General features: G+C 58.8%; 23 protein-coding genes. 12 read left to right on the top strand and 11 right to left on the bottom strand.

What is annotated here, in order from left to right:
• Nucleotides 1-297 precede the first annotated feature (297 nt).
• The 6 genes from flhA to AC07U5_RS12260 all read left to right on the top strand — a co-directional run bounded on the left by flhA (nucleotide 298) and on the right by AC07U5_RS12260 (nucleotide 5067).
• Entirely contained in the window at nucleotides 298-2388 is a 2091-nt protein-coding gene (gene flhA, locus AC07U5_RS12285; protein WP_062426061.1) for a flagellar biosynthesis protein FlhA, read from the top strand.
• Nucleotides 2385-3137 (top strand): flagellar biosynthetic protein FliR, encoded by a 753-nt coding sequence (fliR, locus tag AC07U5_RS12280; protein WP_062599331.1) that lies wholly within the window; start codon nucleotides 2385-2387, stop codon nucleotides 3135-3137. The genes flhA and fliR overlap by 4 nt, the downstream gene beginning before the upstream one ends.
• A gap of 5 nt (nucleotides 3138-3142) precedes the next feature.
• Entirely contained in the window at nucleotides 3143-3553 is a 411-nt protein-coding gene (locus AC07U5_RS12275) for a hypothetical protein (protein ID WP_082447257.1), read from the top strand.
• A gap of 67 nt (nucleotides 3554-3620) precedes the next feature.
• Nucleotides 3621-4148, top strand: coding sequence for a rod-binding protein (locus tag AC07U5_RS12270; protein WP_494723137.1), 528 nt, complete (start codon nucleotides 3621-3623; stop codon nucleotides 4146-4148).
• Between the two features lie 23 nt (nucleotides 4149-4171).
• A complete protein-coding gene (locus tag AC07U5_RS12265; RefSeq protein ID WP_062426057.1) occupies nucleotides 4172-4537 on the top strand; it encodes a hypothetical protein in 366 nt (121 codons plus the stop codon).
• Complete coding sequence (locus AC07U5_RS12260; RefSeq protein WP_112358806.1) at nucleotides 4534-5067, top strand: hypothetical protein; 534 nt, start codon at nucleotides 4534-4536, stop codon at nucleotides 5065-5067. Before AC07U5_RS12265 ends, AC07U5_RS12260 begins: the two co-directional genes overlap by 4 nt.
• 283 nt (nucleotides 5068-5350) lie before the next feature.
• Here the strand turns inward: AC07U5_RS12260 and fliP are convergent, their stop codons facing one another.
• The 10 genes from fliP to flgB form a co-directional block, all read right to left on the bottom strand.
• Nucleotides 5351-6088, bottom strand: coding sequence for a flagellar type III secretion system pore protein FliP (gene fliP, locus AC07U5_RS12255; RefSeq protein WP_062426055.1), 738 nt, complete (start codon nucleotides 6086-6088; stop codon nucleotides 5351-5353).
• On the bottom strand, nucleotides 6085-6630 hold the full coding sequence (locus AC07U5_RS12250; protein ID WP_062426054.1) for a flagellar basal body-associated FliL family protein: 546 nt from the start codon (nucleotides 6628-6630) through the stop codon (nucleotides 6085-6087). The genes fliP and AC07U5_RS12250 overlap by 4 nt, the downstream gene beginning before the upstream one ends.
• 114 nt (nucleotides 6631-6744) lie before the next feature.
• Complete coding sequence (gene flgH / locus AC07U5_RS12245) at nucleotides 6745-7470, bottom strand: flagellar basal body L-ring protein FlgH (protein WP_062426053.1); 726 nt, start codon at nucleotides 7468-7470, stop codon at nucleotides 6745-6747.
• A complete protein-coding gene (locus AC07U5_RS12240; RefSeq protein ID WP_062426052.1) occupies nucleotides 7467-7997 on the bottom strand; it encodes a MotE family protein in 531 nt (176 codons plus the stop codon). Before AC07U5_RS12240 ends, flgH begins: the two co-directional genes overlap by 4 nt.
• On the bottom strand, nucleotides 7994-9118 hold the full coding sequence (locus AC07U5_RS12235) for a flagellar basal body P-ring protein FlgI (protein WP_062599334.1): 1125 nt from the start codon (nucleotides 9116-9118) through the stop codon (nucleotides 7994-7996). The genes AC07U5_RS12240 and AC07U5_RS12235 overlap by 4 nt, the downstream gene beginning before the upstream one ends.
• Nucleotides 9115-9603: a flagellar basal body P-ring formation chaperone FlgA gene (gene flgA, locus AC07U5_RS12230; RefSeq protein WP_082479160.1), complete on the bottom strand. Its 489-nt coding sequence runs from the start codon at nucleotides 9601-9603 to the stop codon at nucleotides 9115-9117. Before flgA ends, AC07U5_RS12235 begins: the two co-directional genes overlap by 4 nt.
• 17 nt (nucleotides 9604-9620) lie before the next feature.
• Entirely contained in the window at nucleotides 9621-10409 is a 789-nt protein-coding gene (flgG, locus tag AC07U5_RS12225) for a flagellar basal-body rod protein FlgG (RefSeq protein WP_062426049.1), read from the bottom strand.
• 18 nt (nucleotides 10410-10427) lie between these two features.
• Nucleotides 10428-10775, bottom strand: coding sequence for a flagellar hook-basal body complex protein FliE (gene fliE, locus AC07U5_RS12220; protein WP_062426048.1), 348 nt, complete (start codon nucleotides 10773-10775; stop codon nucleotides 10428-10430).
• Entirely contained in the window at nucleotides 10775-11191 is a 417-nt protein-coding gene (gene flgC, locus AC07U5_RS12215; protein WP_062426047.1) for a flagellar basal body rod protein FlgC, read from the bottom strand. Before flgC ends, fliE begins: the two co-directional genes overlap by 1 nt.
• A 1-nt stretch (nucleotide 11192) precedes the next feature.
• Nucleotides 11193-11582 carry a flagellar basal body rod protein FlgB gene (gene flgB / locus AC07U5_RS12210; RefSeq protein WP_062426046.1) on the bottom strand — a complete coding sequence of 130 codons (390 nt, stop codon included), beginning with the start codon at nucleotides 11580-11582 and terminating at the stop codon, nucleotides 11193-11195.
• Between the two features lie 196 nt (nucleotides 11583-11778).
• Between flgB and AC07U5_RS12205 the strand changes: the two genes are divergently transcribed.
• Both AC07U5_RS12205 and folD read left to right on the top strand, forming a co-directional pair.
• The gene (locus AC07U5_RS12205; protein WP_494723136.1) at nucleotides 11779-13551 is read left to right on the top strand and encodes a GumC domain-containing protein; all 1773 of its coding nucleotides are present in this window, start codon (nucleotides 11779-11781) and stop codon (nucleotides 13549-13551) included.
• 92 nt (nucleotides 13552-13643) lie between these two features.
• A complete protein-coding gene (folD, locus tag AC07U5_RS12200) occupies nucleotides 13644-14543 on the top strand; it encodes a bifunctional methylenetetrahydrofolate dehydrogenase/methenyltetrahydrofolate cyclohydrolase FolD (RefSeq protein WP_494723135.1) in 900 nt (299 codons plus the stop codon).
• A 5-nt stretch (nucleotides 14544-14548) separates the two neighbouring features.
• On the opposite strand, the gene AC07U5_RS12195 is transcribed toward folD, so the two are convergent.
• On the bottom strand, nucleotides 14549-15577 hold the full coding sequence (locus AC07U5_RS12195) for a LacI family DNA-binding transcriptional regulator (RefSeq protein WP_494723299.1): 1029 nt from the start codon (nucleotides 15575-15577) through the stop codon (nucleotides 14549-14551).
• A gap of 274 nt (nucleotides 15578-15851) precedes the next feature.
• Here AC07U5_RS12195 and AC07U5_RS12190 point away from each other — a divergent pair, with 274 nt between their 5' ends.
• From AC07U5_RS12190 to bglA, 4 genes are all read left to right on the top strand, one after another.
• Nucleotides 15852-17213: an ABC transporter substrate-binding protein gene (locus AC07U5_RS12190; RefSeq protein ID WP_062599338.1), complete on the top strand. Its 1362-nt coding sequence runs from the start codon at nucleotides 15852-15854 to the stop codon at nucleotides 17211-17213.
• A gap of 96 nt (nucleotides 17214-17309) precedes the next feature.
• Nucleotides 17310-18323 (top strand): carbohydrate ABC transporter permease, encoded by a 1014-nt coding sequence (locus AC07U5_RS12185; protein ID WP_494723134.1) that lies wholly within the window; start codon nucleotides 17310-17312, stop codon nucleotides 18321-18323.
• A 1-nt stretch (nucleotide 18324) separates the two neighbouring features.
• A complete protein-coding gene (locus AC07U5_RS12180) occupies nucleotides 18325-19485 on the top strand; it encodes a carbohydrate ABC transporter permease (RefSeq protein WP_111848263.1) in 1161 nt (386 codons plus the stop codon).
• A gap of 37 nt (nucleotides 19486-19522) precedes the next feature.
• Nucleotides 19523-21178, top strand: coding sequence for a beta-galactosidase BglA (gene bglA / locus AC07U5_RS12175; RefSeq protein WP_443275416.1), 1656 nt, complete (start codon nucleotides 19523-19525; stop codon nucleotides 21176-21178).
• Nucleotides 21179-21199: the final 21 nt, after the last annotated feature.

Genomic DNA, 21199 nt, shown 5'->3' with positions numbered 1-21199 from the left:
GAAGACCCTTCATGGTCGACGGATACGCGGTCATGGCGCAAATGTTAAACTCGATCATATTACAAGATGACGGTTGACCAAAGCTAAAAATCCATTTCAGCCCATTGAAATGCGGAAATTGCGGGCTTTTTGCACCTTGCCGGGTCTCGCGCACATTGCTCGCCCCGTCTCCATTCTCGCGCAAGCTTGACCCGTTAAGCCTCGGTCGTTGATCTGCGTCCAGCGGGTCGGCAAGGCCTTTTCATGATGGAAAGGGTCCGGACGTCCTGCCGGTTCTCATGATGAGATGGAGTTAGAATGGCTACCCCGCCCAGCGTAATGCCACTTCCGAAAGTCGCCCCCAGAGGGCGCGACATTGGGTTTGCAGCGGGCATCGTTGCCATTTTGTGCATCCTGTTCCTGCCGATCCCGCCCTTTATCATCGATATGGGACTGGCATTCTCGATCGCCTTCTCCGTGCTGATCCTGATGGTGTCGCTCTGGATTCACCGTCCGCTGGACTTCTCCTCCTTCCCGACGATCCTGCTGATCTCCACCATGATCCGTCTCGCGCTCAACATCGCGACGACGCGCGTGATTCTGTCCCATGGTCACCAGGGCCACGATGCCGCCGGCGGTGTGATCGCCGGCTTCTCGAGCCTCGTCATGTCCGGCGACTTCGTCATCGGTCTGATCGTCTTCCTCATCCTCATCGTGGTGAACTTCATCGTCATCACCAAGGGTGCCACGCGTATCGCCGAAGTCGGCGCCCGCTTCACCCTTGACGCCATCCCCGGCAAGCAGATGTCGATCGATGCGGATTTGTCCGCCGGCATCATCAATGAGAAGGAAGCGCAGCTTCGCCGTCGCGAACTGGAAGAAGAAAGTTCCTTCTACGGTGCGATGGACGGTGCGTCGAAATTCGTGCGTGGCGACGCCGTCGCCGGCCTGCTCATCACCATGATCAACATTTGCGGCGGCATCATCATCGGTGTTTTCCGTCACGGCATGCCGGTCAGCGAAGCGGCGGACGTTTTTGTCAAGCTCTCCGTCGGTGACGGTATCGTCTCGCAGGTTCCGGCGCTGATCGTTTCGCTCGCGGCCGGTCTTATCGTCACGCGCGGCGGCACGCTCGGCTCCACCGATACTGCCGTCATCAACCAGTTGAGCGGCTATCCAAAGGCACTTTCCGTCGCTGCCGGCTTGATGTTCATTCTTGCCCTCGTTCCGGGTCTGCCCTTCATTCCCTTCATGTTCCTCAGCGGCCTCCTGGCGCTGGGTGCGTGGTTCATTCCTCGCCAGTTGCAGCGCGAACAGGATGTTGCTCGTGCGGAAGAAGACCAGAAGGCAGCTGACGCCACGCAGGCCGAAAGCGAGACGGTGAAGAGTGTTCTACGCACCACCGAAATCGAGCTGGCACTTGGCAAACAGGTTTCGCCACGCCTTCTGGGCGCGCACCAGGAACTGGGCTTCCGGGTGGGCAAGATGCGCAAGAAGTTTGCCGCGCAATACGGCTTCGTCGTGCCGGAAATCAAGGTCACCGACGATATCGCCATTCCCGACAAATCCTACCAGATCCGCATTCACGGAACGACGGTTGCGGCCAATACGCTGCGCGTCGGGGAAGTGCTGGTCATCACCGGCAAGGGCAGACGTCCATCGGTTCCAGGTGACGATGTCAGAGAACCCGCTTTCGGCATGCCGGCGGTTTCGGTGCTGGAGCATTTCGTCGAAGATCTCCGTCGCGAAGGCTTCCACCCGATCGACAACATTTCGGCACTTCTCACACATGTCAGCGAAGTCATCCGCAACAACCTGCCGATGCTTCTCTCCTACAAGGACGTCAAGGTCCTGATCGACAGGCTCGATCCGGAATACAAGAAGCTCGCCGACGAGATCTGCTCGTCGCACATGTCCTATTCCGGCCTTCAGGCAATCTTGAAGCTTCTCCTGGCAGAGCGCGTTTCCATCCGAAACCTGCACTTGATCCTCGAAGCCGTGGCGGAACTCGCGCCGCATCTGCGCAAGACCGAACAGATCGTCGAGCATGTCCGTATCCGTATGGCGCAGCAGATTTGCGGCGACCTCTCCGACAATGGCGTTCTGCGCGTCCTGCGCCTCGGCACCAAGTGGGACGTCATCTTCCAGCAGGCGCTGAAGCGCGATCCGAAGGGCGATGTCATCGAATTCGATATCGATCCGCGCCAGGTGGAAGAGTTCTCCAACGAGGCGACCCAAGTAATCCGTGAATACATGGATGTCGGCCTGCCATTCGTGCTTGTCACGCTGCCGGAAACGCGCGCATATGTAAGAATGATTACGGAACGACTCTTCAGCACCTTGCCGGTGCTGTCACATGTCGAACTGGCAAAGGGTACGGAAATCAAGATCCTCGGCTCCATTTCATGATCTCTGACCCGCAAGGAACCATCATGGCGCTGTTCCTGGCTTTCTGCCGGATCGGTTCCTGCCTCATGGCGATGCCTGGCTTTTCCTCTGCCAGGCTTCCTGTCCAGATCAGGCTCTTCCTTGCGCTGACGCTTTCCATTGCCCTACTGCCGCTGCTCTGGGATGTCATCTATCCCGTCACGCAGGGCAACACGGTGACGTTCTTCCGGGCCATGCTCTATGAGACTTTCATCGGCACGATGTTCGGCCTGATCGCCCATCTCTATCTCTTGGGAATGCAGTTTGCCGCAACCGTTATGGGCACGGCCATTTCCTTCACCGGCCCGCCCGCGCAGGATGTGCTGGAAGATACCTCCGAAAGCCAGCTTGCGGCCATGCTGACATTCGGCGTGTTGCTCGTGCTGTTCATTCTGGATTTTCACCACGTCATCTTCAAAGCGCTGGTGGAATCCTACTCGTCGATCCCGCTCGGCGGACCGATCTCAGCCCAGCGCATGCTGATCACGCTGACCGATACGCTCGTGGCCTCGATGAATGTGGCGATCCGGGTGGCAAGCCCCTTCATCCTCTTCGGCTTTCTGTTCAACGTGGCGATCGGCCTGATCAACAAGCTCGCACCGCAGATTCCGGTTTACTTCATCTCTACCCCCTATGCTTTGGCCGGCGGTCTGCTGCTGCTCTATTTCGGCATTGCCGCGGTGATAAACCAGTTCGTCAATGGCTTCTTCCTAGTTTTCTCGAACATGTGAGTGAGATGGCGGATCTTTCCAAATCCAAGAAACTCGACAGGCTGGTGAAGGTGCAGGGGCATCTGACGAAGATGGTCGAGAATGAACTTGCCATCACCACGCGTGAGCGCGCCGAGCTTGCCGAGAAGATCGAGACACTGTCCGGCTATCTGACCTCCTATGATCCGCTGCATCAGGACATGCTGAAGCACTACGTCATGCGACACAGCCGTCTGATGGCCCGCGATGTCCGTCTTGAATCCATCCAGGAAGCGCAGGAAACGCAGCTTCTGAAGGAAACCAAGAAGGGCGAGAAGCTGGAAGACAAGCGCGACAGCGCCCGCGAGGACGAGGCGAGGGTGCGTGACGACAACAGCATCTATGAGCTGATCGATCTGCAGATCAGCATGAAGGCCTCCAGCCTCCAGCAAGGTTAGGCGCCTATCGTCATCCGATCAAAACGGAAAGGATGACGACGTGGCGATTTCTCCTCCAAGCGATCTTGTGCTTGATGTGGTCAATGCGGCCGACCCGATGCAGGTCTCCGCGGCCCGTGAAAAGCTGCGCGCGGTGAGCGCGACGCGGGAAGCTTCGGTCCTGACTGCCAGCAATGCCGGCTTTGAGTCCGCGATCAACAGTATCGAGACACCAGCAAGCAAGGCGGGCCTCGGAAACATCCACAGGCCGGAGCATCACGAAAAGATCCCTGAAACCTACCGCAAGTTCGAGGCGAGCGTTCTCAACACGTTTATCCAGAACATGATGCCATCCGATACCGAAGAGGTTTATGGCAAAGGCTCAGCAGGCGAGTTCTGGAAAGGCATGATGTCCGAGCAGATGGCCGACGAGATGTCCAAGAAGGGCGGCATCGGCATCGCCGAGCAGGTCTATTCGCAGGCGCTGCAGCGCCAGCGCAATGCCGCCCCCGTCTCTGCCGTTAATGAAGACGACAAGAAGATTGCCATGAGCATGGTCACTGACTTCCAGCGACGCATCTTCTCCGACACCGAAACCAAAAAAACCAATAGCTGAGTCAGGCGGAGCGCTGAAGTAACATGGAAATTGTCAACAACGACTACAGAATTCAGGCTGTGCTTGGTCGTCTCGAAGCGGTCATCGACAACGAGAACGCTAGGATCGGCAAAGAACCTGACTTCGACTTCAAACTGTCGAACGCCCATAAGAGCCGTTGCCTCTACGAACTCACCATGCTGATCCGCGACGTCGAAAGCCCGAAGATCGCCGAAGTGCATCGTCAGCAGATCCTCGACATCAAGGAAAAGCTCGCCATCAATACCCGCCGCGTCGAAGCGAGCATGAAGGCCGTCAAGGCGGTTGTTGAGCTGCTGAAGGACGCGCAGAAGAATGCCGAGGACGATGGGACCTATTCGCTGCAACAGTTCGCTCGTGAGGCGCAATGATCAAGCTGATTGCCACAGGGGTCCTGGTGCTCGTCATGACCCTTGGCGGGGTCTTCGCCGCCGTCAAGTTTGGCCAGCCCCCCGCGGATGATCACAAGGTCGATGCGCCGCCGCCTCCGCAATATGTGCAGGGCGATCTCATGACGCTGCCTGTCCTTTCCAATGGCGCGGTGGCCGGCTACTTCCTGATACGCTCTACGCTTCTGGTCGACTCCGTCATCATGAAGGACGTCAAGGCACCGATGACGGCTTACATGACGGACGAGCTTTTCGGCCTGCTGGTCGGCGACAAGATCCTCGACGTCAAGGAGGTCGGCAAGTTCGATGTTGCAGCCTTCAAGACCAAGATCAAAGACGGCATCAACGCCCGTATGGAAAAGCCGCTTGTCCGCGACGTGATGATCCAGCAGATGGATTACATCACCAAGGAGATCCTGGACGCCAGGGACTCCACCCGTAAGCCGCAGAAGATCGTGATCAACACCGATCCAGAGCCGCCAAAGGCGGCAGCAGCCACCCCATCCCATTGACGGCCATGGAGCGGTGGGGCGTGTCACGGTTCCCTCCGCAAACGCTCCTCGTCTTCTCAAGTTCGCCCGGTAACGGAAGCTCCGTTCCCGGGCGAAGCTTATTAAGACCGCCTGTCCGAAAGAGCTGAATCCATCTTCCTGGCGCGCGTTGGCAGAGGCCGCAATCGCGCATCAATGGTAGGGGCTGTCTGACTCTAGCTCAGCCAGCCGCGGCAGATGAAAAAGTGGAAGTGGCGGGCGTCGGCCAAGCTGCTGCTGCGGCTACGACCTCGCGCGACATGCGTCAATAAAAGGACCGCACCAGCGAGCCGACCAGCAGGTTCCAGCCATCGATCAGCACGAAGAACAATATCTTGAAGGGCAGTGAGATCGAGGTCGGGGGCAGCATCATCATGCCCATGGCCATCGTGATTGTTGCCACCACCATGTCGATGACAAGGAAGGGCAGGATGACGAGAAAGCCGATTTCGAAGCCGCGGCGGATTTCAGACAGCATGAAGGCCGGCACGAGGATGCGGTATTGCGGCTGCGTGCCATTCATCGTTTCCTGGCCGCGCTCACTCGCCAGATCGACGAAAAGGGCAAGATCTTTTGGCCGCGTATTGGCAAGCATGAAGGTACGGAAGGGTTCGGCCGCCCTCTCGATTGCCTGCGCCTCGGTAATCTGGTTCTGCATCATCGGCTGGATGCCATCGTTCCACGAGCGCTCGAAGGTTGGCGCCATCACGTAGAACGTCATGAACATCGCCATGCTCGTCAGGATCATGTTGGATGGCGTTGTGCCAAGCCCCATACCGGACCGAAGAATGGAAAAGGCGATGATGAAGCGGGGAAAGCTCGTGACCATGATCAGGATGCCGGGCGCGATCGAAAGGATCGTCAGCAATCCGAAGGTACGAATGATCCATGCCGCGGCGGAGCCGTCGACAGGCAGATTTAACAAATCTGCCGGTGACTGCTGCGCAAAAGCAATCCCTGGGATCAGGGCGAAAGCAATCAGGCAGATAAGGGTGCGAATCATTCTATCACGAAGGTTTTGAATAAAACCTTGGATACGCGCCCTTTCGTCCTGAGGTCAACGATCTCTCTCAGGTCATCCCTAAGATATTGAAAGCCACGCGGGCCCTGAATTTGCTGGAGAGGAACGGTTCTGATGTAGGCCATGAGCTCCTGATGGAGCTCCTGAACCACGGCCGGGTCTGAAGGACCATTAAATTGCAGTGCAAGTTCAAGCCTTACCCAATTTTCGGCAGGATAACCGAGATTGGTGATGATCGGATCGAGCGATACCAGGCTCGGACCTACGGGCGCGCCATGGCCATCCTTGGCGGGCTCGCCATGAGCCTCTGCTTTTGGTGCTTCGCCATGCTCTCCCGCTGCAACTTCCGCCGGAGCCTCATGAGCCGGTGCGGCCGCAGCCGGCGGGGCGGGCACAAAGAGCATCTTGCCGACGAACCAGCCGCCGCCAAGACCCAGAAGACACAGCACCGCGATCGCGCCGATGGCCGGGATAGGCGAGCTCTTCTTCGGTGCCGGTCCTTCAAGTGCCAACTGGTCGGTCATAGGTCTGTTGCCCGTTTCTCAATTTGTACCCGGCTGGACGAGACAACCTCATCTGCCATGTCGAACGCCTCGCAAGATCGTGCCGCGATCTATCAGCATCGCATTTCGAGCGTTTTAGATCGGCGAGAAGAGGTCGACGACCTGCTGCCCCACCGGCGGCTGCTGCACTTCCATGATGCGTCCGCGACCGCCGTAGGAAATGCGGGCTTCCGCGATCTTTTCGTAGGATACGGTGTTTTCCGAATTGACGTCCTGCGGCCGGACGATACCCGCGACATTGAGAATGCGGATCTCGTGGTTGACGCGCACTTCCTGCGAACCGCTGATCAGCAGGTTGCCGTTTTCCAGAATGCCGGTCACAACCGCTGCGACGAGGAGCGTGAGCTTTTCCGCGCGGTTGATGGAGCCCTTGCCATTGGCTTCGCTGTCATTGTCGAAGCTGAGAGACGAGTCCGCCTTCGGCTTCCAGCCAAGGATTTCCGCATCTGCTTTCCAGCCGGTCTTTCGGTTGTTCTTGCGGCTGCGGTCGGTCTGGTTGTCGAACGACGCCTTGTCGTTGATCTGGATGTTCACCGTCAGAATGTCGCCGATATTGAGGGCGCGCGAATCCTTGAAGAGCGCCGCCTTGCTGTCGCTCCAGAGCGAATAGCCGCTTGCCGTATGAAGCGGCTGCTTCGGATAGGACGCGAGCTGCGGTGCCTGGTTGAATTGCAGGCCGCTGCCGATCGGGCTCATTGCCGGCGCGTTGCCGATTTCCTTGAGGGTCTGGTTTTCCGTGACGCTCTGGCACCCCGTGAGGATGCTCGCGGCTGAAAGGGCGAGAATGAGCGCTTTGTTCATGACGGATCTCTTGATGTGGTTTTATCGGTCGCGCTGGCCATGATCGAAGCGACGGTCGCCGCTTTCTTCGCGTTCATTTCGCTGAGGATCAGCCCGGATTGGCGCGGTGGCAGTTTCATGATGATGGCCGCAGCCATTCCCGGATCGAGTTCCTGAAGCTGGGGAGCAGCCGCATCCGCCTTCATCGTCTTGTAGACTTCGACAAGGTTGGTTTCTGCCTGCTTGAGGAAATCGTTACGCCGTTGCAGCCAGTCTTCATACTCGGCCTTGCGGGCTTCCAGAATGGCCACACGTTCGTTGATGTCTTCCTGAAGCTTCTCGAGATCCTGCTTCTGCATCAGATAGCGCTGGTCACGCGCCTGATCGACGATGTTGGTGCAATACTGCTGGATTTCCTGTCCGCTGGTCTCGCCGGTGGTGACGCGCACCTGCTCCTGCGCGCGCGCCGAAGGAAGCGAACCAGCGACCACGAAGAGTGCCAGAAGAACGCGTTGAGGCGTAAAGATCTTGGAGATGGCGATCGTCATTGTAGTACCAATTCTGCCTGGAGCGCACCTGCGGACTTGATGCCTTGGAGGATGGCGATGATGCCGTCCGGTTTGACGCCGATATTGTTGAGACCCGCCACCAGCGACCGGAGGCTTGGACCTTCGAGGATAGCAACCGGGCCACCGCTCTTCATAGCCTGGATGTCGGTCTGCTCCTGCACCGCGGTTTGTCCGCGTGAGAAGGGCGCTGGCTGCACGACCTGCGGCATTTCGGTGACCTGTACCGTCAGCGTACCGTAGCTGACGGCAACCCTCGAGACACGCACGTCTGCACCGATGATGATCGTGCCGGTCCGTTCGTTGATGACGACCTTCGCCGGCGTATCGGTTTCCACCGCAAGGTTCTCGATGCTCGCCATCAGGCGGGTAAGATCGGCTGTGCGGGGCTTCTGGATGTAGACGACCTGAGAATCTCGCGCCTCGGCGATCGGCTCGTTGTAGGAGGTGCGGGCGTAGCTGTTGATCGTATCGGCAATGCGAATGGCGGTGGAGAAGTCCGGGTTTCTCAGTTGCAGGACGAGATTGACGGAATCCTTGAACTGCGAGGGAAGCTCGCGCTCGATGATCGCGCCGCCTGGGACGCGACCGGCCGTCGTTACACCTTCCGTCACCTGTGCCGCCTGACCGCCGGCGTTGAAGCCGGAGACGATGACGGAGCCTTGAGCAACAGCGTAGATCTGGCCGTCTGCGCCGGACATCGAGGTCATGATCAACGTGCCGCCGCGAAGCGAAGAGGCGTCGCCAAGCGAGCTGATATTGACGTCCAGCCTGCTGCCGGGGCTTGCGAAAGGCGGCAGATTGGCAGTCACCATGACGGCCGCGACATTCTTGGAGGAGGTCTGGTTGCCCTGCATCGAGATGCCGAGATTTTGCAGCATCGCGCGCATCGACTGCTCGGTAAAGGGCGAGGCACGCATATTGTCGCCGGACCCCTGCAGGCCGACGACAAGACCATAGCCGATCAACTGGTTTTCACGCCCTGACTGGAGTGACGCAATATCTTTCACGCGCGCCATCGTCTGGGCGAAGCCTTCCGGAGCGGCTGCGAGAAAAGCCATTGCCGCAACTGCCGCGGCGAAAAAACGCTGACGAAAACTCATTTTTGGAAAACCTCCACGGTCCCGTCGAGCTTCGCCGTTCCGCTCACCGTCACGCCGGTGTCCTTGTTGCGCACGCGAACGATATCGCCGGCCATGCCGTCTTCGATGGCAACGCCGGAGGCCGAAAGGTTCATGCCGTTATTGTTGTAGGTGATGCGCACTGCAGCGCCGCGTTCCACCGCATAAGGATCGCGCAGGTCGCCGATCGGAATGGTCCGCCCGGCAACCAGTGTCCTTTTGGAGACCTTGCCCACCACTTCCTCGATCGACTGGGAATAGCCGGGAGCGATGTTGGGGTTGGTGACAGGAACTTCCGTCACCCGGCCTTGGGTGATGATCTCGCCCGAAAGAATCGTGACCGTGGGGACGACAGCGAACTTCTGCTGCGACATGGCACCGTGCGGAGCGCACATCGCAAAAGCGAGTGCCAACGCGAACGTCACCTTGTAACCTTGAACAGGCATGATTTTCGGGCGGAACTTCATGTTACCCTACCTTCCACTTATTTTAGGTTCTGACTGACGATCTGAGCCATCTGGTCGGCGGTGGTGATGACCTTGGAGTTCATCTCATACGCACGCTGGGCGGAAATCATGTCGGTGATTTCCTTGACCGAATCGACGTTGGACCCTTCCAGATAGCTCTGCTTCAGATAGCCGAAGCCAACCGACTGAGGCGTTCCGTCGACAGCGGCACCCGAGGCATCCGTCTGGGCGAAGAGGTTGTCACCGAGCGGACGCAGACCCGCTTCGTTGGCGAAGTTGCTCATCGTCAGCTGACCGACTTCGGTCATCTGGTTCGACTGGCCGATACGCACCGAAACGATGCCGTCGTCGGTGATCTTGGTTTCGGTCGAGTCGGTCGGGATGGTGATGGCCGGCAGAACCGGGTAGCCATCTGTTGTCACCAGACGGCCGGTCGAATCCATGTTGAACGCGCCTGCGCGGGTGTAGAGCGGCGCGCCGTCCGGACCTTGCACGCGGAACCAGCCTTTGCCGACGATGGCAAGATCGAGCGTGTTGCCCGTCTGGGACACAGGTCCCTGAATGTGCAGCTTGCGCACGGCAGACGTCTGCACGCCGAGACCGATATTGGCGCCTTCCGGCACCATGGCCTGGTTGGCGCGGTTCATCACGCCCTGTGCACGCTCGGTCTGGTAGAGCAAGTCGGTAAATTCGGCGCGGCCACGCTTGAAGCCGGTGGTGTTGATGTTCGCGATGTTGTTCGCGATGACCTCAAGGTTTGTCTGCTGGGCATCCATGCCCGTTGCTGCGATTGCTAGAGCTCTCATTTCTTAGGTCCTCACGGGTCAAATCTGCATTTTAACGACATCGAGATAGGCAGAAACGAGCCTGTCTCTGAGCGCAACAGCGGTCCTCAGGGTCTGGTCGGCCTGCATGACGGCATCGACCACTTCGCGGGTATTGGCCTTGCCCTGCATGCCGGCGAAGGACATGGCTTCGCTGTTCTTGAGCGAGTCGACGGCATCCTGCGCAACGCCGCCAAGAACGCTGGCGAATGTCGGGCCAACCGTCGCGGTTGTGGCCGTGGTGACGGCGGCACCCGCAAGTGAGGTCAGGCCACTGGCAATGCCCTTGATGCTGTCTGTCGCGGAGTTGTTGGTCAGCGATTTGATGTTGCTGATAGATTCGATCATCACTGAGCCTTCAATAGGTCGATGGTTGAGGAAATCAGATCACGCGTCTGCTTGATGACCTGGAGATTGGCTTCGTAACTGCGGTTGGCTTCGCGAAGGTCGGCCATCTCGATCAGCATGTTGACGTTTGGCAGCTTCACCACGCCTTTTTCATCGGCCGCCGGGCTGTCCGGATCGTATTCCTCGATGAAGTTGGAGCGGTCGTAGCCAAGCTTCTTCACCTCGACGAGGTTGGTCCCCGACGCGCGATCCAGCTCATTGGCAAACGTAATCGTCTTGCGGCGATAGGGGTCGGCCCCTGGTCCGTCGCCTGTCGTGCGGGAGTTGGCGATGTTTTCCGAAACGATGCGCAGGCGCGTTGCCTGTGCTTCCATTCCGCTGCCTGCGATCTTCAGCGAGGTTGATAATGAGTCCATCTTACTTGCCCACCGCGGTCATCATCATGGAGTGGAAGGTGCGAACGAGCTGCGTGTTCAGTTCGAACTGACGCTTGATTTCGCCCGTCTTGGCCATTTCCGTTGAAAGCGAAACGGTGTTGCCGGATGCCTGAACACCGATTTCATTGTTCAGTGGAGCGTCCCTCAGGCCGATCTTGCCAGCGCCGGTCACGCTCATTTCCATATGCGCCGGGTTTGTGCGCGCCATCTGCATGCCAGCCGTCTTCAGTTCGGTTTCGAACGGAACGACTTCCTTGGCGCGATACTGCGGCGTGCTCGCATTGGCGATGTTCGTGGCGACAACTTCCTGACGGATTGAAAGCCACTCGGCCTGCCGGGAGGCCAGCGCAAACAGCTGAATGGGCTGCATGACAATTCTCCGTGTTTAATCTGCCTCCGGTCTAGACCCACAATCTTGCGCGGGACTTACCCGAGGGTCGGGCACTGATTTCGCAGGAGTCACGGCTATAATTCGCCGTGGCATTAACCATTTGTTTGCCATGGCGCTTTAGATTTCATTGATATTTCCGCCAGACGGACGGCTCTTACATCCCTGCGGGTTCGCAATGGCTCTTCATACGCAAACATATGTCGGTTCGGTTACGGAGCAGGCTGCGGCAGGCAGATGGCGGCGTGTCGTCGTTCCCGCGGCTCTCGTTCTGATGTTCGCGACAGCCGGTGCTATCCTGCCGTCCGCATTCCTTCCATCGCCGTCTGCAGGATATGTCTCGCACGCCGTCGTCAGAGTTTCAGCCCCAGGCGGAAACCCAGTCGATACCGGCCGGGTAGCTGCGTCCATGCAGCAGAGCCTGCTGTCCCCGGTGTCCCTCACGCTTGCCATTTCAGAGCTGAAGCTCAAGGCTGGCGATGTTACGGGCATTGTTGAAGAGGGACGCCTCGCCATGCTGGCGAACCTGCTTTCGGGCGACGTGCAGCCAGCAACCCCTGTCAACGCCATCGAAGACGCGCTTCGTCAGTCCGTCAAGATCACCTCGGCATCGAAGACGGACATCGATGTCGGTGTTACCGCAGCAACGCCGAAGGCCGCTGAGCGGATCGTCGATTATATTGCTCGCCAGGTCGTCAAAGGCGTGGGCGGCGATCATGCCGAACCCGCCTTGCAGGCGGTAGAGAAAGCACGCACCGCGCTCGACGCGGCGGAAGGCGCACTGACCGGATTTCAGATGCGCCACGGCAACGATATCGTCTCGCGTATCCAGGGCCTGCAGCAGTCGCTTCACGAGGCGGACGCAACGATTGCGGCTTTGGGCGAGAAGGAGCACGACCTCGCCCAGGCTGTGACCAAAGTCTCGGCGATGAAGACGGACGACGTGCTGACGAAAGCATTGCCGCCGCTTCCCGTTTTCGAAGCTCTTGCGCCCGTCAGAGACAACTACACCACGGCAAAGCTTGCGCTTGACGACGTCAATGTCGATCACGGGCCAAAACACCCGCGCACCATTGCGGCCCAAGGCGCTGTCGACGCCGCAAGATCTGCCGCCATGCCAGCTCTGCGTCGCGCACTGGACGGTGCCAAGGCGGAGTTGAAGGACGTTGCCGCCACGCTTGACGCTGAGAACCGCCAGAAGGCCGCCGTTGAAGAACAGTTGCGCGCTATGGGTAACGCACCGGAAGAGCTTGCCAAGCTGGAAACAGCTCTCGAAAAAGCCCGGCGCGAATATCTGGCGGCAAGCGAAAAGGCCGGTCCCTTCGCAGCACCGACCGTGACGGCGGCGATCGCCAAGCCCGCATCACCCGCGGTTCTGCAGGAAGAGGGTATTCTGCCGCAGATGATACCTGGCGCAATGGCGGCGGGGGGCGCTTTGGTGGGAGTACTGCTCGCGCTCTTCCTCATCAGCTTCCGCCGCACGGAGACGCAGGACCGGGTCGGGGCCGCCATTCAAATGGCAATAGAGGCGGAGACGGCTTTTGAGGCCGCCCCTGCAAAGGCTGAAGCGCATGATGAACGGTTCGAGATCGAGCCGGATATCTTCCATGATCTAGTCGAGGACGATGTCGAGCCCGTCTACGCCAGCGAGCGCTACGATGTGACCGAGGACGATACGTGGGAAGACGATCTCCACGATGAGCCTGCCAACGATATCCCGCTCGATGAACGTGTCCGTCAGGTCCTGCTCGCCAACCGCGTCCGGTATGCGGAGACGGCACAAAAGGAGGATGGCTTCCGTCTGCCGCCTTTGCTGGCCGCCGCACTGGAAGGCAAGGCAGATCATGCGCAGGCCGAAACGGACGAGCTACGAACGCTTCGACAGGAACTCGCTTCGCTCAAGCAAAGATTGAACGGCTTTGTCGAAGACGACATGCGGCGTCGCGGCTGATCCACTGATTTTCCCTTGCAATCTGTAGCTTCGCGCAGCATTAGGGGTTTTACCCCTCAAGGCTGGTTTGCGGGTTCTCAGGAGGCAGGCATATGGTGGTTGTGATCGACGGCAAGGCCAAGGCGGCATCCGTGACGGATGCTGTGCGAGACGCGGCTGAGCGTCTGGAGAATGAGACCGGCAAGAGGCCTGGTCTCGCTGTCGTCATCGTCGGCGATGATCCTGCAAGCCATGCCTATGTGAACTCCAAGAGCAAGATGGCCAAGCAATGCGGTTTCAACTCGGTCCAGCATACGCTGCCGGAAGAAACGACACAGCAGGAGCTCGCAGCCTTGGTCGCGACCCTGAATGCGGACGCATCGATCCACGGCATTCTCGTTCAGTTGCCGCTTCCCAAGCATCTCGATTCCGATCCGATCATCCAGTCGATTCTGCCGGAAAAGGATGTCGATGGTCTGAGCGTCTTGAATGCCGGAAAGCTCGCTGTCGGCGATCTGAAGACAGGCCTGCTCTCCTGCACCCCGGCTGGTGCCATGCTTCTGGTTCGCAGCATCCATGGCGATGATCTGTCTGGCCTGAACGCCGTGGTAATCGGTCGTTCCAACCTGTTCGGCAAGCCGATGGGCCAATTGCTGCTCAACGCCAACGCAACGGTGACGATGGCGCATTCGCGCACCAAGGATCTGGCCTCCGTCTGCAAGTCCGCCGACATTCTGGTTGCCGCCGTCGGGCGCGCGCAAATGGTGAAGGCCGATTGGGTTAAGCCCGGCGCGACCGTCATCGATGTCGGGATCAACCGCATTCCCGCACCCGAGAAGGGCGAGGGCAAGTCGAGGCTCGTTGGCGATGTGGCGTTCGAAGAGGCAAGTGCGGTCGCAGCGGCCATCACGCCTGTCCCGGGCGGCGTCGGCCCGATGACGATTGCCATGCTGATGGCCAACACGGTGATTGCTGCGCATAGAGCGCTCGGCAAAGACGCGCCGACGTTCTAATCCAGTTACCGAGGAGCGGGGCCGGTGGAGGCGCGCACCACCAGTTCCGCTTTCCACAACTCGTGAAACGGCTCGTTTTGCCCGGTCTTGATCTGGGCAATCAGCCGTTCGGCAACGCGCATCCCTGCTGCTCTAAGAGAGGACCGTGTTGTGGTGAGCGGCACGGAAAAGTTGACCGGTTTCAAGAGTGGCAGGACGTCGTCATGGGCGATCAGGGAAATATCCCGCCCGGGTCGCAGGCCCCGCTGGTTGAGCGAGCGGATGGCGCCGAGCGCAAGTGCGGTGGAGGCACAGAGAACGGCGGTCGGCTGTTGCGGCTGGTCAAGCAGCCGCTCCATCATCAAGAACCCGGCTTCGTCGGTCATCACGCTGTGGCTGACCTTGTCAGGATCAAGTGAATGGCCCTGAGCGGCCAATGCCGCTTCCACACCGCGGTAGCGACGGAATGTAAAGTCATAACCCTCCGGCCCATTGATCAGCGCGATATTTTCATGGCCGAGTTGGAGCAGCAGCGATGCGGCGTCATGAAAGGCGCCCTCATTGTCGACATCGAGATAGGGATAGTCCGGCTCGATCCCCCAGGAGCGGCCATGCACCATGAAAGGGATCGACAGACTCTTCATCATCGCAATGCGACGATCGTTCTTTTTCATATAGGCGAGATAGATGCCGTCGACTGTGCCATTGGCGGCGAGATCCTGCAACGCTTCGTCCTCGTCACGCGGATCGGTCGGCATGATGACGAGGTGAAAACCATTTTTTGCGGAGACTTCCCCAAGCCCATTGAGGAACTCCCCGAAGTGAACGTCGGATTGATGTGCTGCACCCGTCGGCATCACGAGACCGATGGAGCCGACCTTGCCGGTCGCCAGCCGCTGCGCTGCCGCGTTGGGTCGATAACCGTTCTGGCGCGCCGCCTCGATGATCTTCCGGCGCGTCTCGGCGTTGACTTCGGGATAGCCGTTCAGGGCGCGGCTGATCGTCGTTTGAGAGATGCCAAGCAACTGCGATAGTTGTTTCAGATTCATGCCCAGCCTCCCTCTGCTGCTCAAGCCCGTGGACTCTGGAAAGGGACGGCTCCTCCACCGTCTCCAAACCGCTTTGAAGGCTAGCAAGTGTTGGAGCGCTAGACAATTCAAAAAACTCTGCTGCAGCGCAAATACAGTCTCCCGCACGGCAAAAGAGGACCAAATTTGGGATGATCATCAACCCTCTTGACTCTGAGCAATTCTCAATGAGATGAATAGGCAGCCAAAGCGCTTTGAAAAGACACGCCGAAGCCGATTAATGTGATGGGAGGTAGATCACATGAAAAAATTATTTTTAACGACTGTTGCCGTAGCCACGCTTCTGTCGGGCGCATCCTTTGCCGCCGAACTCAAATTCAAGCCGGGTGAAGACAGCAAGTTCAACTGGAAGAGCTACGAGGCCTTCAAGACCGCAAATTCCAGCCTGAAGGGCGAGACGCTGACGATCTTCGGACCGTGGCGCGGCGAAGACGAAGCGCTGTTCCAGTCCGTGCTCGCCTATTTTGCCGATGCGACCGGCGTCAATGTCCGTTACTCGTCTTCGGAAAATTACGAACAGCAGATCGTCATCGATACGCAGGCTGGCTCGCCGCCAAACGTCGCGATCCTGCCGCAGCCGGGCCTTCTCGCTGACCTTGCGGCCAAGGGACTTCTTACTCCGCTCGGTGACGAGACGGCAAATTGGGTGAAGGAAAATTACGGCGCGGGCCAGTCCTGGGTCGATCTTGGCATGTACAAGAACAAGGACGGCAACAAGGCCTATTTCGCCTTCCCGTTCAAGGCCGACGTGAAGTCGCTGGTCTGGTACGTTCCTGAGAACTTCGAGGAAGCCGGTTACAAAGTGCCGGAAACCATGGAAGATCTCGTCAAGCTCAGCGACCAGATCGTTGCCGATGGCGGCACGCCATGGTGCATCGGTCTCGGCTCTGGTGGCGCGACCGGCTGGCCGGCAACCGACTGGGTGGAAGACTTCATGCTGCGCACGCAGCCGCTCGATGTCTACCAGAAGTGGACGACGAATGAGGTGAAGTTCAACGATCCGCGCGTCGTCGCCGCAATCGAGGAATTCGGCAAGTTCGCCAAGAACGACAAGTATGTTTCGGGCGGTGTTGCCGCTGTTGCCTCTACCGACTTCCGTGACAGCCCGAAGGGTCTCTTCGACATTCCACCGAAGTGCTACCTGCACCGTCAGGCTTCCTTCATCCCATCCTTCTTCCCCGAGGGAACGAAAGTCGGAACGGACGTCGACTTCTTCTACATGCCGACCTTCGCCTCCAAGGCCGATCTCGGCAAGCCGGTTCTGGGTGCTGGAACGCTCTTCACCATCACCAAGGATTCCAAGGCTGCGCGCGCGCTCGTCGAATTCCTGAAGACGCCGATCGCCCACGAAGTGTGGATGGCGCAGTCCGGCTTCCTGACACCGTTCAAGGGCGTCAACAAGGACGCCTACGCCAATGATCAGGTGAAGCGTCAGGGCGAGATTCTGACGACGGCTACCACCTTCGGCTTCGACGGTTCTGACCTCATGCCTGGCAAGATCGGCGCTGGTGCGTTCTGGACCGGTATGGTCGATTATGTCGGCGGCAAATCTGCCGAGCAGGTTGCCAACGATATTCAGAAGGCCTGGGACGGCTTGAAGTAATCCTCAGATGCAGCCCGGTAGTTATCGCTGCCGGGCTGTCATCGATAGAACGGCGCGGGAAACGCGCCGAATATAAGTAAGATCGGGGAGGGAATGATGATCACGCAAATCGTATCCGCGCTGGGTGTCGTTATCGTCGGCGTCTTTGCCTGCGCCGCCTATTACTGGCTGTCGGACAAGGCGTTGCAGTTTATTTTTCCGGTGCGGGACGGCGATGTCATTCAGGCGTCGCGCAATCTCAACCGGCGCGCGGCCATTCGTCCCTGGCTCTTCGTCGGACCGGCCCTGCTGCTGCTTGCCGTCTATCTTGTCTACCCGGTCGTTGCGACCTTCATCCTGTCTTTCTACGATCGGACAGGAGCCAATTACGTCGGTTTCGCCAATTACGTCTGGGCCTTCTACGACGCCGGTTTCCGCCAGTCGATCTTCAACAACATTCTCTGGCTCGCCGTCGTGCCCGCGGCTTGCACCTTTCTCGGCCTCGTCATCGCGGTCATGACCGACCGCATCTGGTGGGGAAATATCGCCAAGTCCATCGTCTTCATGCCAATGGCGATCTCCTTCGTCGGCGCCTCCGTCATCTGGAAATTCATCTATGAGTATCGCGGTGAGGGCCAGACGCAGATCGGCCTTCTCAATGCGCTGGTGGAGTTCTTCGGCGGCAATCCGCAGGTGTGGATTTCCATGCCCTTCTGGAACAACTTCTTCCTGATGGTCATCCTGATCTGGATCCAGACCGGCTTTGCCATGGTCATTCTGTCGGCCGCGCTTCGTGGCATTCCGGAAGAGACAATCGAGGCGGCGGTCATCGATGGCGCCAATGGCTGGCAGATTTTCTGGAAGATCATGGTGCCGCAGATCTGGGGAACCATCGCGGTCGTCTGGACCACCATCACCATTCTCGTCCTCAAGGTCTTCGATATCGTGCTGACCATGACCAATGGCCAGTGGAACACCATGGTTCTCGCCAACCTCATGTTTGACTGGATGTTCCGCGGTGGTGGCGATAGCGGGCGAAGTGCTGTCATTGCGCTCGTCATCATGGCAGCCGTCACACCGATCATGATCTGGAACATCCGCCAGGCGAATCGCGAGATGGAGGGCCGTTGATATGAACATCGCAACCCGTCTGCGCCGTATCGGCCTGCCCCGCCTTATCGTTCACGCCAGCGTCCTTTTCATCGTTCTGCTCTGGCTTTTGCCGACGCTCGGCATCCTCGTCAGTTCGCTGCGAGACAAGGACCAGATCGTCGTTTCCGGTTGGTGGACGGCCTTCTCAAGCTCCAACCAGACGCAGGCGCTGCGCCTTGGCGATCCATCGACACAGACCCAGCAGGGCGATCGCTTCGTCATTGCCGGCAACGTCTTCGGGGAAGGCAAGAGCGGCCATGTCTCGGCCTATGGCGTGCGCGTTCAGGAACCGGCAGCCTTCAAGGCCGGGACGTCCGCCGATCTCGGTGATGGCGAAACGCTTCAGCTCAACGAGGACGGCAGCTATCAATATAGCAAGAATGCCAGCTTCGAAGGGTCGCGCGCAAAACGCGTCTATGTCGTGGTTTCCACGCCGCCGATCTTCACGCTCGACAATTACCGCACCGTTCTCCTCTCCGAAGGCATCGGGCAATCCTTCGTCAATTCGCTGACGGTCGCCATTCCTGCAACGATCATCCCGATCCTGATTGCCGCTTTCGCTGCCTATGCGCTGTCATGGATGCGCTTCAGCGGTCGATCCTTGATGATTGCATTGGTCGTCGGTCTGATCGTCGTGCCGTTGCAGATGTCGCTCATTCCGTTGCTGCAGCTCTATAACTCCATCGGCAATATCTTCGGCATACCGTCCAAGACCTATGCCGGGATCTGGCTGGCGCACACGGCCTTCGGTCTGCCGCTCGCCATCTATCTGCTGCGCAACTATATTTCCGGCCTGCCGAAAGAAATCATCGAGAGTGCCCGTGTCGATGGCGCCAGCGATTTCGAGATTTTCGTCAAGATTGTGCTGCCGCTCTCCTTCCCGGCGCTTGCCTCCTTCGCCATCTTCCAGTTCCTCTGGACATGGAACGACCTGCTCGTCGCCATGGTCTTCCTCGGCACGCAGAAGGATGAACTGGTGCTGACCGGCGCATTGAACGCGCTGCTCGGTTCGCGCGGCGGCAACTGGGAAATTCTCACCGCGTCGGCCTTCGTCACCATCATCGTGCCGCTCTGCGTCTTCTTTGCGCTCCAACGCTACCTTGTGCGCGGCCTCTTGGCCGGCTCCGTCAAGGGAGGCTGATCAACCCATGAATGCTTTCAATCAACAGGACACTACCATGACCGCGACCGTTTCTTCCGCCCTTACTCCGGACAAGGATTGGTGGCGCGGTGCCGTGATCTATCAGATCTATCCGCGCTCCTATCAGGACTCCAACGGCGATGGCATCGGCGATCTGAAGGGTATCACTTCCAGGCTTGAGCACATTGCCAATCTCGGCGCGGATGCGATCTGGATTTCGCCCTTCTTCACCTCGCCCATGAGGGACTTCGGCTACGACGTGTCGAACTACGTCGATGTCGATCCCATGTTCGGAACGCTCGCCGATTTCGATGGTCTGATTACAGAGGCCCATCGCCTGGGCATCCGGGTGATGATCGATCTGGTTCTGTCGCACACATCCGACCAGCACCCGTGGTTCGTTGAAAGCCGCTCCAGCCGCAGCAACCCGCGTGCCGATTGGTATGTGTGGAGCGATGGCAAGCCGGATGGCACGCCGCCCAACAACTGGTTGTCGATCTTCGGCGGCTCCGGTTGGCAGTGGGACCCGACCCGGATGCAATATTACATGCACAACTTCCTGACCTCGCAGCCGGATCTCAATCTGCATAATCCAGAGGTCCAGGAAGAGTTGCTGAACATCACCCGCTTCTGGCTGAAGCGCGGCGTCGATGGCTTCCGTCTTGATACGATCAACTTCTACTTTCATGACAAGGAACTGCGCGACAACCCGGCACTTGCGCCGGAACGCCGCAACGCCTCCACCGCGCCTGCCGTAAACCCCTACAACTTCCAGGAACATATCTACGACAAGAACCGTCCGGAGAACCTGGAATTCCTCAAGCGCTTCCGTGCCGTACTGGATGAGTTCCCCGATATCGCCGCCGTCGGCGAAGTCGGTGACAGCCAGCGCGGTCTTGAGATCGTCGGCGAATATACATCCGGCGATGACAAGATGCAGATGTGCTACGCCTTCGAGTTCCTGGCACCCGATGCGCTGACCCCCGCCCGTGTTGCAGAAGTTCAGGCGGCCTTCGCTCAAGCCGCACCTGAAGGCTGGGCCTGCTGGGCTTTCTCCAACCACGATGTCGTGCGCCACGTGACGCGCTGGGGTGAGACGGTCGAGGACAAGGATGCCTTTGCCAAGGTGCTTTCGGCTCTGTTGATGACGCAGCGTGGCTCTGTCTGCATCTATGAGGGCGAAGAGCTTGGCTTGACGGAAGCCGACATCGCCTTTGAAGATTTGCAGGACCCCTATGGCATTCAGTTCTGGCCGGAATTCAAGGGCCGTGATGGCTGCCGCACGCCGATGGTTTGGGATGCCGGCCACGCGCAGGCGGGCTTTTCCACCTCGGATAAGACCTGGCTCCCCATTCCTGCCGAACATAAGAAGCGCGCGGTCAGCGCCCAGCAGGGCAATGAAGCGTCCGTTCTCGAGCACTACCGTCGCTTCCTGGCGTTCCGCAAGCAGCACCCGGCTTTCGCCAAGGGCAAGATCGAGTTCCAGGACGCGGATGCGACCGTCTTGAGCTACACCCGCACACTTGGCAACGAAACAGTGCTTTGCCTCTTCAATCTCTCGGCCGTGCCAGCACCGGCAAAGCTGCCGGATGGCGAGTGGAACGAGCTGGAAGGCCATGGCTTTTCGGCCGAACGGAATGGCACAACCGTAGAACTTCCGGCATGGGGCGCGTTTTTCGCCCGCCACGCGTAACACCATAGGGAGGAGCACCGC

This window comes from Agrobacterium sp. GW821-FHT02D03 (assembly GCF_059421725.1).
This window is presented reverse-complemented; position numbering and strand designations above follow the sequence as displayed.

What these genes read in the sequence shown, in the direction of transcription:
- flhA (WP_062426061.1), top strand. Translation starts at nt 298, where the DNA reads ATGGCTACCCCGCCCAGCGTAATGCCACTTCCGAAAGTCGCCCCCAGA.
- fliR (WP_062599331.1), top strand. Translation starts at nt 2,385, where the DNA reads ATGATCTCTGACCCGCAAGGAACCATCATGGCGCTGTTCCTGGCTTTC.
- AC07U5_RS12275 (WP_082447257.1), top strand. Translation starts at nt 3,143, where the DNA reads ATGGCGGATCTTTCCAAATCCAAGAAACTCGACAGGCTGGTGAAGGTG.
- AC07U5_RS12265 (WP_062426057.1), top strand. Translation starts at nt 4,172, where the DNA reads ATGGAAATTGTCAACAACGACTACAGAATTCAGGCTGTGCTTGGTCGT.
- AC07U5_RS12260 (WP_112358806.1), top strand. Translation starts at nt 4,534, where the DNA reads ATGATCAAGCTGATTGCCACAGGGGTCCTGGTGCTCGTCATGACCCTT.
- fliP (WP_062426055.1), bottom strand. Translation starts at nt 6,088, where the DNA reads ATGATTCGCACCCTTATCTGCCTGATTGCTTTCGCCCTGATCCCAGGG.
- AC07U5_RS12250 (WP_062426054.1), bottom strand. Translation starts at nt 6,630, where the DNA reads ATGACCGACCAGTTGGCACTTGAAGGACCGGCACCGAAGAAGAGCTCG.
- flgH (WP_062426053.1), bottom strand. Translation starts at nt 7,470, where the DNA reads ATGAACAAAGCGCTCATTCTCGCCCTTTCAGCCGCGAGCATCCTCACG.
- AC07U5_RS12240 (WP_062426052.1), bottom strand. Translation starts at nt 7,997, where the DNA reads ATGACGATCGCCATCTCCAAGATCTTTACGCCTCAACGCGTTCTTCTG.
- AC07U5_RS12235 (WP_062599334.1), bottom strand. Translation starts at nt 9,118, where the DNA reads ATGAGTTTTCGTCAGCGTTTTTTCGCCGCGGCAGTTGCGGCAATGGCT.
- flgA (WP_082479160.1), bottom strand. Translation starts at nt 9,603, where the DNA reads ATGAAGTTCCGCCCGAAAATCATGCCTGTTCAAGGTTACAAGGTGACG.
- flgG (WP_062426049.1), bottom strand. Translation starts at nt 10,409, where the DNA reads ATGAGAGCTCTAGCAATCGCAGCAACGGGCATGGATGCCCAGCAGACA.
- fliE (WP_062426048.1), bottom strand. Translation starts at nt 10,775, where the DNA reads ATGATCGAATCTATCAGCAACATCAAATCGCTGACCAACAACTCCGCG.
- flgC (WP_062426047.1), bottom strand. Translation starts at nt 11,191, where the DNA reads ATGGACTCATTATCAACCTCGCTGAAGATCGCAGGCAGCGGAATGGAA.
- flgB (WP_062426046.1), bottom strand. Translation starts at nt 11,582, where the DNA reads ATGCAGCCCATTCAGCTGTTTGCGCTGGCCTCCCGGCAGGCCGAGTGG.
- AC07U5_RS12205 (WP_494723136.1), top strand. Translation starts at nt 11,779, where the DNA reads ATGGCTCTTCATACGCAAACATATGTCGGTTCGGTTACGGAGCAGGCT.
- folD (WP_494723135.1), top strand. Translation starts at nt 13,644, where the DNA reads ATGGTGGTTGTGATCGACGGCAAGGCCAAGGCGGCATCCGTGACGGAT.
- AC07U5_RS12190 (WP_062599338.1), top strand. Translation starts at nt 15,852, where the DNA reads ATGAAAAAATTATTTTTAACGACTGTTGCCGTAGCCACGCTTCTGTCG.
- AC07U5_RS12185 (WP_494723134.1), top strand. Translation starts at nt 17,310, where the DNA reads ATGATCACGCAAATCGTATCCGCGCTGGGTGTCGTTATCGTCGGCGTC.
- AC07U5_RS12180 (WP_111848263.1), top strand. Translation starts at nt 18,325, where the DNA reads ATGAACATCGCAACCCGTCTGCGCCGTATCGGCCTGCCCCGCCTTATC.
- bglA (WP_443275416.1), top strand. Translation starts at nt 19,523, where the DNA reads ATGACCGCGACCGTTTCTTCCGCCCTTACTCCGGACAAGGATTGGTGG.